Origin of the sequence: Devosia sp., from assembly GCF_036676215.1 — a bacterium.
Classification (GTDB): Bacteria; Pseudomonadota; Alphaproteobacteria; order Rhizobiales; family Devosiaceae; genus Devosia.
This window is the reverse complement of record NZ_JAKFDJ010000100.1, coordinates 1-7081: the sequence shown is the minus strand read 5'-3', so window position 1 is coordinate 7081 and position 7081 is coordinate 1. Positions and strand designations below refer to the sequence as shown.

The window sequence follows — 7081 nt, the reverse complement described above, 5'->3', positions numbered from 1 at the left end:
CAATCGCAAGCAGGCTGGCAGCAAACGACAAGCTTGCTGCCGGCAAAACGACGCAAAGGCTGGGTCACACCCCGCCAAAAAACAGGAGAGAAGACGATGACCAGACACTTCCTGCCGCTGCTGACCGCGGCCTTCCTCGCCTCCACTGCCGGCGCCTTTGCCGCGGGCGAGCTGACCTATGTGGTCAACAATGAAAGCGCCAAATACGACCCCGGCACCACCGCCGAAACCTTCGCCGCGCCCATCATCGGCAACACCTTCGAAGGCCTCGTACGCTTTGATTCCAATGGTGAAATCGTCCCGGCACTGGCCGACTCCTGGACCGTCTCCGACGACGGCCTGACCTACACCTTCACCCTGCGCGACGCGAATTGGTCCGACGGCAAGCCCGTGGTTGCCGGCGACTTCGAATATGCCTGGAAGCGCGTGCTGGATCCCGCCACCGGCGCCATGAATGCGGCCATGCTCTATTCCATCGTCGGCGCCGAAGAAGCCTATGCCGCCCCCGGCAGTGAAGGCGAGATCGAGATCCACGCCCCCGACGCCAAGACGCTGACCTTCACACTCAAGCAGCGCGTCCCCTATATGATGCAGCTTCTGACCTACACGACCTTCTTCCCGGTCCGGCAGGACGTGGTCGAGGCCGATCCCGAAGGCTGGACGCGCAATCCGGCCACCTTCATTGGCACCGGCCCCTTCCGCGTCACCGAGTTCAACCAGGGTGAATCCGTCGTCTTCGAAAAGAACCCCGAATATTACGATGCTGCAGCGGTTTCGCTCGACAAGCTCACCTTCCGCCTGATCCCCGATCCGGCCACGGCCCTTGCGGCCATGGAAGCCGGCGACGTCGATGGCATCGAATCCGTACCGGCTCCCGAAATCCCGCGCCTCTCCGTCGAATCCGACGCCTTCCTGGTCGTTCCCGCCCTGGGCACCACCTACGCCTTCTTTAATCCGGCCCAGGCACCGCTCGACAATCTCAACGTCCGCAAGGCCCTCTCCATGGCCATCGACCGCGAGGAAATTGTCGAATTCGTGCTGCAGTCCGCCGATATACCCGCGCTCGGCCTGGTCCCGCCCGGCATGACCATTGCCGGCGAGGACTTCACCACCGGTCGTGACACATTCGGCCTCGCCGAAACCGCCGATATCGAAGGTGCCCAGGCCGCCTTGGCCGAAGCCGGCTATCCGAACGGGGAAGGCTTCCCCGAGACCCTCTATGTCACCTATTCCTCCCCGCCGATCGAGAAGCTCCTCGAAGCCATCCAGCAGATGTGGAAGCAGAACCTCAATATCGACGTGAACATCCAGGCCACCGAATGGCAGGTCTTCTATCCCGAGGTGCAGAAGGTCGAATACCAGGTCGCCCAGATGGGCTGGGGCGCCGACTATCCGCACCCCATGACCTTCCTCGACAACTTCGTCAGCGGCAGCCCCAACAATCTCAACAACTGGTCCAATGCCGACTATGACGCCGCCATCGCTGCATCCAAGGCCACCGGCGACGAGGCCGAGTCCCTGGCCGAAATGCGCAAGGCCGAGGCCATCCTGATGAACGACCACGTCATCCTGCCGCAATACCACCGTAACAACTACATGATGATGAGCCCCAAAGTGACCGGCTTCTGGCGCTCGACGCTCAACGTTCCGTACTTCCGCGATGCGGTGATCGCTGAGTAAGGCGCGACCCGTGGGGTCCTTACCGCCCGAGCCCAAGCGAGGGCATGAGGTTGCCCCAACCACCGGACCCACCCTCCCCCTTGTGGGAAGGGAAGCGAGATAGGACTTAGCGTGAGCTAAGTCCGTTGAATCGAGCAGGGTGGGGGTATCTCTCCGCGAGTCCGGCGCGCGGGATACCCCCACCCTTGATCCCTCCCCACAAGGGGGAGGGTGTCGACTGAAACTCTTGCGGGAATTCCATCGGCAACGGTAAGCTGAACCTACTCTTCATCCCCCTTCACCGCCTCCATCGACACATGCGTACTCGTATGCGCTACATGCGGCAGGGCCGAAATCCGCTCCCCCAGCACCTCCCGATAATCCGCGATATCCTTGGTCCGCACTTTGAGCAGGTAGTCAAAGCTCGACGCGATCATATGGGCTTGCTCCACCTCCGGAATCGCCCGCACCGCCTTGTTGAACGCCATCAGCGCCGCCTTGCGCGTATCGCTCAGCTTCACCTCGACAAAGGCCACATGCGGCAGCCCCAGCCGCTTGGGGTCGATCACCGCTCGATAGCCCAGGATATACCCCGCCGCCTCCAGCCGCGTGATCCGCGCCTGGCACGGGGTCTTGGAGAGGTTCACCCGCCGCGACAGCTCAGCCACGCTGATCCGCCCATCACGCGCCAGCTCATCCAGAATGCGCCGATCGATCTGGTCCAAAGTCTCGTAGGTGACGGTCTTCATGGGTATATGTCCTACAATATGCGCCAAGGATAACGCTTCTTGTCGTCCTTTGCCACCAGATCAGGCGAAACGCCTATCGATGTCGTGACATCCTCTGCCCAACCAGTAGATCTCATGGTGAGCCCGTCGAACCACGAGGTCGTGCCCCAGGGTCCGCCATGTCCGCCATCACCACCGCCCGCACCAGCCTCCGCGCCCGCAACCTCATCGACGAGACCCAGCTCGTCCGCGACCTCATCGCCGAAACCGGCCTCGATGCAGCCGCCCGCCGGGCCATTTCCGCCCACGCTGAAACGCTGGTGGAGACCGTCCGCACCGGCAATCGCCTGGGCCTTATGGAGAGCTTCCTCGCCGAATATGGCCTCGCCACCGACGAAGGCGTCGCGCTCATGTCCCTCGCCGAAGCACTCCTCCGCGTCCCCGATGCTGAAACCGTCGATGCCCTCATCCACGACAAGGTCGGCGGCTCCGACTGGACCTCCCATTTCGGCGCCTCGTCCAATCAGCTCGTCAATTTCTCTTCCTGGGCGCTCAGCCTCACCGCCGACGTCCTTGGTGATCCGGAAGTCGGCCCGAAGAACGCCCTTCATCGCGCTATTGCCCGTCTCGGCGAACCCGTCATCCGCACCGCCGTCGCCCAGGCCATGCGCCTGCTCGGCAGCCAGTTCGTCTTCGGCCGCACCATCGACGAGGCCATCACCAACGCTAAGAAGCCCGAAGCCCTGGGCTACCGATATTCCTACGACATGCTCGGCGAGGCAGCGCGCACCTCGCCCGACGCCGCCCGCTATTTCGACGCCTATGCCCGCGCCATAGCCAGCCTGGCCCCCCACTGCACGGCAAAATCGGTCCGCGACAATCCCGGCATTTCCGTCAAACTCTCCGCCCTCCACCCGCGCTACGAGTTCGCGCAACACCACCGCGTCATGGCCGAACTGGTTGCTGCGACTCGCAAATTGGCGCTGGCTGCCAAAGCCGCGAATATGGGTTTCAACATCGATGCCGAGGAAGCCGACCGCCTCGATCTCTCCCTCGATATCATCGCTGAAGTCCTGGCCACGCCCGAGCTCGCCGGCTGGGACGGCTTCGGCGTCGTGGTTCAGGCCTATGGCAAGCGCGTCCTGCCACTGATCGACTGGCTCGACGCCACGGCGAAATCCCTGGGCCGTCGCATCATGGTCCGCCTCGTCAAGGGCGCCTATTGGGATGCCGAAATCAAGCGCGCCCAGGTCATCGGGCTCGATGGTTACCCGGTCTTCACCCGCAAGGCTGCCACCGACATCAGCTACATCGCGGCCGCGAAAAAGCTCATGGCCGCCGCGAGCATCTACCCCCAGTTTGCCACCCACAACGCCCACACGGCCAGCGCCGTCCTGCATCTGGCGGCCGAAGCAGGCAGGGGCACCGACACCTACGAGTTCCAGCGCCTCCACGGCATGGGCGAGCGCCTGCACGAGGTCCTGCGCACCGAGCACGGCATCCGCACCCGCATCTATGCCCCGGTCGGCGCCCACAAGGACCTGCTCGCCTACCTCGTCCGCCGCCTCCTCGAAAACGGCGCCAATGGCTCGTTTGTCTATCAGATCGCCGACGAGCACATCCCGGCATCGGTGGTGGCGGAGGATCCGACCGGCAAGATTCTCAGTCTGCCCTCCCTCCCCCTTAAGGGGAGGGCCGGGGAGGGGGTCGCTGTGCCAGACCACAGCGCCATCCCCAACCCCGCCATCCCATCCCCCGCCGCTATCTTCGCGCCCCGCCAGAATTCCACCGGCCTCGACCTCACCGACCCCATTGCCTTCCCGGCCATGCAATCTGCCCGCGCCGCCTTTGCCACAACCCAGTGGCACGCCGAGCCGCTCTTCACCTCTCCCTCTGGGGGAGAGGTCGGCGCGCAGCGCCGGGTGAGGGGGCCTTCCGCCATACTGACCAACCCCGCAGCCCCCACTGACATCCTCGGCACCGTCACCAACGCGACCCAAGCCGACATCGCCACCGCCATCACCGCCGCCACAACCTCTCAGTGGTCCACCACCCCCGTCGCCACCCGCGCCAGTCTCCTCCGCGCCACCGCCGACCTCTACGAATCCCATCGCCCCGAACTCTTCGCCCTGTTGGCCCGCGAGGCCGGCAAGTCCTGGTCCGATGCCGTCGCCGAAGTCCGCGAAGCCGTCGACTTCCTGCGCTACTACGCCGACGAGGCCGAGGCCCAACCCCTGGCATCCCCGCGGGGCCCCTTTGCCGCCATCTCGCCATGGAACTTCCCGCTGGCCATCTTCACCGGCCAGATTGCAGCGGCGCTGGTCGCCGGCAATCCCGTCCTCGCCAAGCCCGCCCCGCAGACCCCGCTCATCGCCTTCCGCGCCGTCCAGCTGATGCACGAAGCCGGCATCCCGGCCGACGCCATCCAGCTCCTGCCCGGCGCTGGCGAAGTGGGCACCGCCCTCACCTCCGATCCAGCCATCGCAGGCGTCGTCTTCACCGGCTCTCTGCCCACCGCCCATCGCATCGACCGCGCCATGGCCGCCAGTCTCGCGCCCACCGCGCCGCTCATCGCCGAGACCGGCGGCCTCAACGCCATGATCGTCGACTCCACCGCGCTTCCCGAACAGGCCGTGCGCGACATCCTCGCCTCGGCGTTCCAATCGGCCGGCCAGCGCTGCTCGGCTCTGCGCGTGCTCTACCTCCAGGAAGACGCCGCCGAGCGCACCATCGAGATGCTCAAGGGCGCCATGGACGAACTGACCATCGGCAATCCCTGGGACCTCAGCACCGATACCGGCCCCGTCATCGACGAAGCCGCCAGATCAAAAATCCAAGCGCATATCGATAGTTACGAGCATTCCGGGAATCTGATTCATCGCTTGAAGACGCCCGGTCAGGGCACGTTCGTGGCCCCCACCGTCCTCCGCATCACCGGCATCGAGGAGCTGCGGGAGGAAATTTTCGGCCCGGTCCTCCACGTCGCCACCTTCAAGGCCGATCAGCTCGATGGGGTGATCGAGGCCATCAACGACTCCGGTTACGGCCTCACCTTTGGCTTGCACACCCGCATCTCCTCGCGCGTCCGCAAGGTCTCGACCGAAATTCACGCCGGCAATATCTACATCAATCGCAACCAGATCGGCGCCGTCGTCGGCTCCCAACCCTTCGGCGGCGAGGGCCTTTCCGGCACCGGCCCCAAGGCCGGCGGACCGCACTATCTGCCGCGGTTCACTCAGGGCTATGGGCACACGCAGATCGCGCCGCAGTCGCTTCCCGGTCCGACTGGCGAAAGCAATATCATGCACACCGTGCCCCGTGGCGCGTTGGTCTGCCTGGGCCCCACAGAGGCCGATCGCGCGGCCCAGCACGCCCTGGCCGAGGACGCCGGCTGCATCCCCCTGGCCTTCGATCTCGACCTCGATGCCTTGTCGATGGCAACCACATTCGACGCCGTCGCCTGGTTCGGCGACGTCGACACCCTGCGCACCATTCGCCGCGCCCTGGCCGATCGCGACGGCCCCATCCTGCCGCTACTCACCAGCGCCAGCGAAACCGCCCGCCTGCAGCTCGAACGCCACGTCTGCATCGACACCACCGCCGCAGGCGGCAATGCCACCCTCATGGCGCAAGCGGGGTAGGGGGAGCCCCTACCTTGCCGCCACCAGCGCCGCCAGCTTGGCCGGCACCGCGATCACGTCGCGGATCGCCTGCACGCGCTCTGGCGTATAATAGCCCTCAACATCCAGCATGTTCACCGTCCCCATCAGCTCTCCGCCGATCACTACCGGCATGTTCACCACGCTCTGGCAGCCCAGCGAGTCGATCAGCTCATAGTCGGGAAACACCTTGGCGATGTCCGCGATGGTGTTGGCCACGAAATACTGCCGCTCCTTGTGGACGATATCGAACCAGCTGTCATAGCGGATCGGCTTGGTCCCCGAGGTGGGATAGTTCTGGGCGTCGCTCGTATAGGCCCGCCGCGCCACTTCGGCCTCCATGTCCACGGTCATGAAGGTGAAGAGCTTGGCACCCACCGTTGCCTGCACCAGCGCCTGCAGCGCCCCGAACGCCTCGTCCGCGCCTTTGGCAACAGCAATAGCCGCATCGAATTGCGCAATGGCCTGGGAATAGTCAGTCATGAAGTCAGTCCTTGGTCTGAAGTTCTTGGGCGACGCTAGGCGGGGGCATGCCCCTCGGTCGCCGCCAGCAATTCCTGCGAATAGGCCTCGCTCAGCCGCCCCTGCTTGAGCTGGCCCACATCGGCGATTTCGACCACTCGCCCATGCCGCATCACGGCCAGCCGGTCGCACAGAAAGCTCACCACTGGCAGATTGTGCGTCACCAGCAAAAACGTCAGTCCCTGCTCCCGCCGCAGCCGCTTGAGCAGGTTCAAAATCTCCGCCTGCACCGAAACGTCCAGCGCCGAAGTCGGCTCGTCCAGCAGCAGCAGTTTCGGCTCCAGCATCAGTGCCCGCGCAATCGCCACGCGCTGCCTTTGTCCGCCCGACAATTGGTGCGGAAAGCGGAACCGGAACCGCTGATCCAACCCCACGGCGTGCAGCATCGCCTCGACGCGCTCGCCCTGATTTCCCAAGCCATGAATGGTCAGCGGCTCGCTCAGCGTGGAATCGATGGTCTTGCGCGGATGCAGCGACCCATAGGGGTCCTGAAACACCATCTGGCATTGCCGC

General features: G+C 64.7%; 5 protein-coding genes. 2 read left to right on the top strand and 3 right to left on the bottom strand.

Annotation, left to right across the window (positions count from 1 at the left end; genetic code table 11):
- Positions 1 to 96: 96 nt before the first annotated feature.
- Positions 97 to 1680, top strand: coding sequence for a peptide ABC transporter substrate-binding protein (locus V6M52_RS10055; protein WP_332700919.1), 1584 nt, complete (start codon positions 97 to 99; stop codon positions 1678 to 1680).
- 260 nt (positions 1681 to 1940) lie between these two features.
- Here V6M52_RS10055 and V6M52_RS10050 read toward each other — a convergent pair whose 3' ends face one another.
- Positions 1941 to 2408: an Lrp/AsnC family transcriptional regulator gene (locus V6M52_RS10050; protein WP_332690506.1), complete on the bottom strand. Its 468-nt coding sequence runs from the start codon at positions 2406 to 2408 to the stop codon at positions 1941 to 1943.
- A gap of 158 nt (positions 2409 to 2566) precedes the next feature.
- Between V6M52_RS10050 and putA the strand changes: the two genes are divergently transcribed.
- Entirely contained in the window at positions 2567 to 6028 is a 3462-nt protein-coding gene (putA, locus tag V6M52_RS10045; protein WP_332700918.1) for a bifunctional proline dehydrogenase/L-glutamate gamma-semialdehyde dehydrogenase PutA, read from the top strand.
- Positions 6029 to 6037: 9 nt separating this feature from the next.
- On the opposite strand, the gene V6M52_RS10040 is transcribed toward putA, so the two are convergent.
- The gene (locus tag V6M52_RS10040; RefSeq protein WP_332700917.1) at positions 6038 to 6529 is read right to left on the bottom strand and encodes a GAF domain-containing protein; all 492 of its coding nucleotides are present in this window, start codon (positions 6527 to 6529) and stop codon (positions 6038 to 6040) included.
- A 35-nt stretch (positions 6530 to 6564) separates the two neighbouring features.
- Positions 6565 to 7081 (bottom strand): ABC transporter ATP-binding protein (locus V6M52_RS10035; RefSeq protein ID WP_332700916.1); only part of this gene is annotated, 517 nt, incomplete at its 5' end.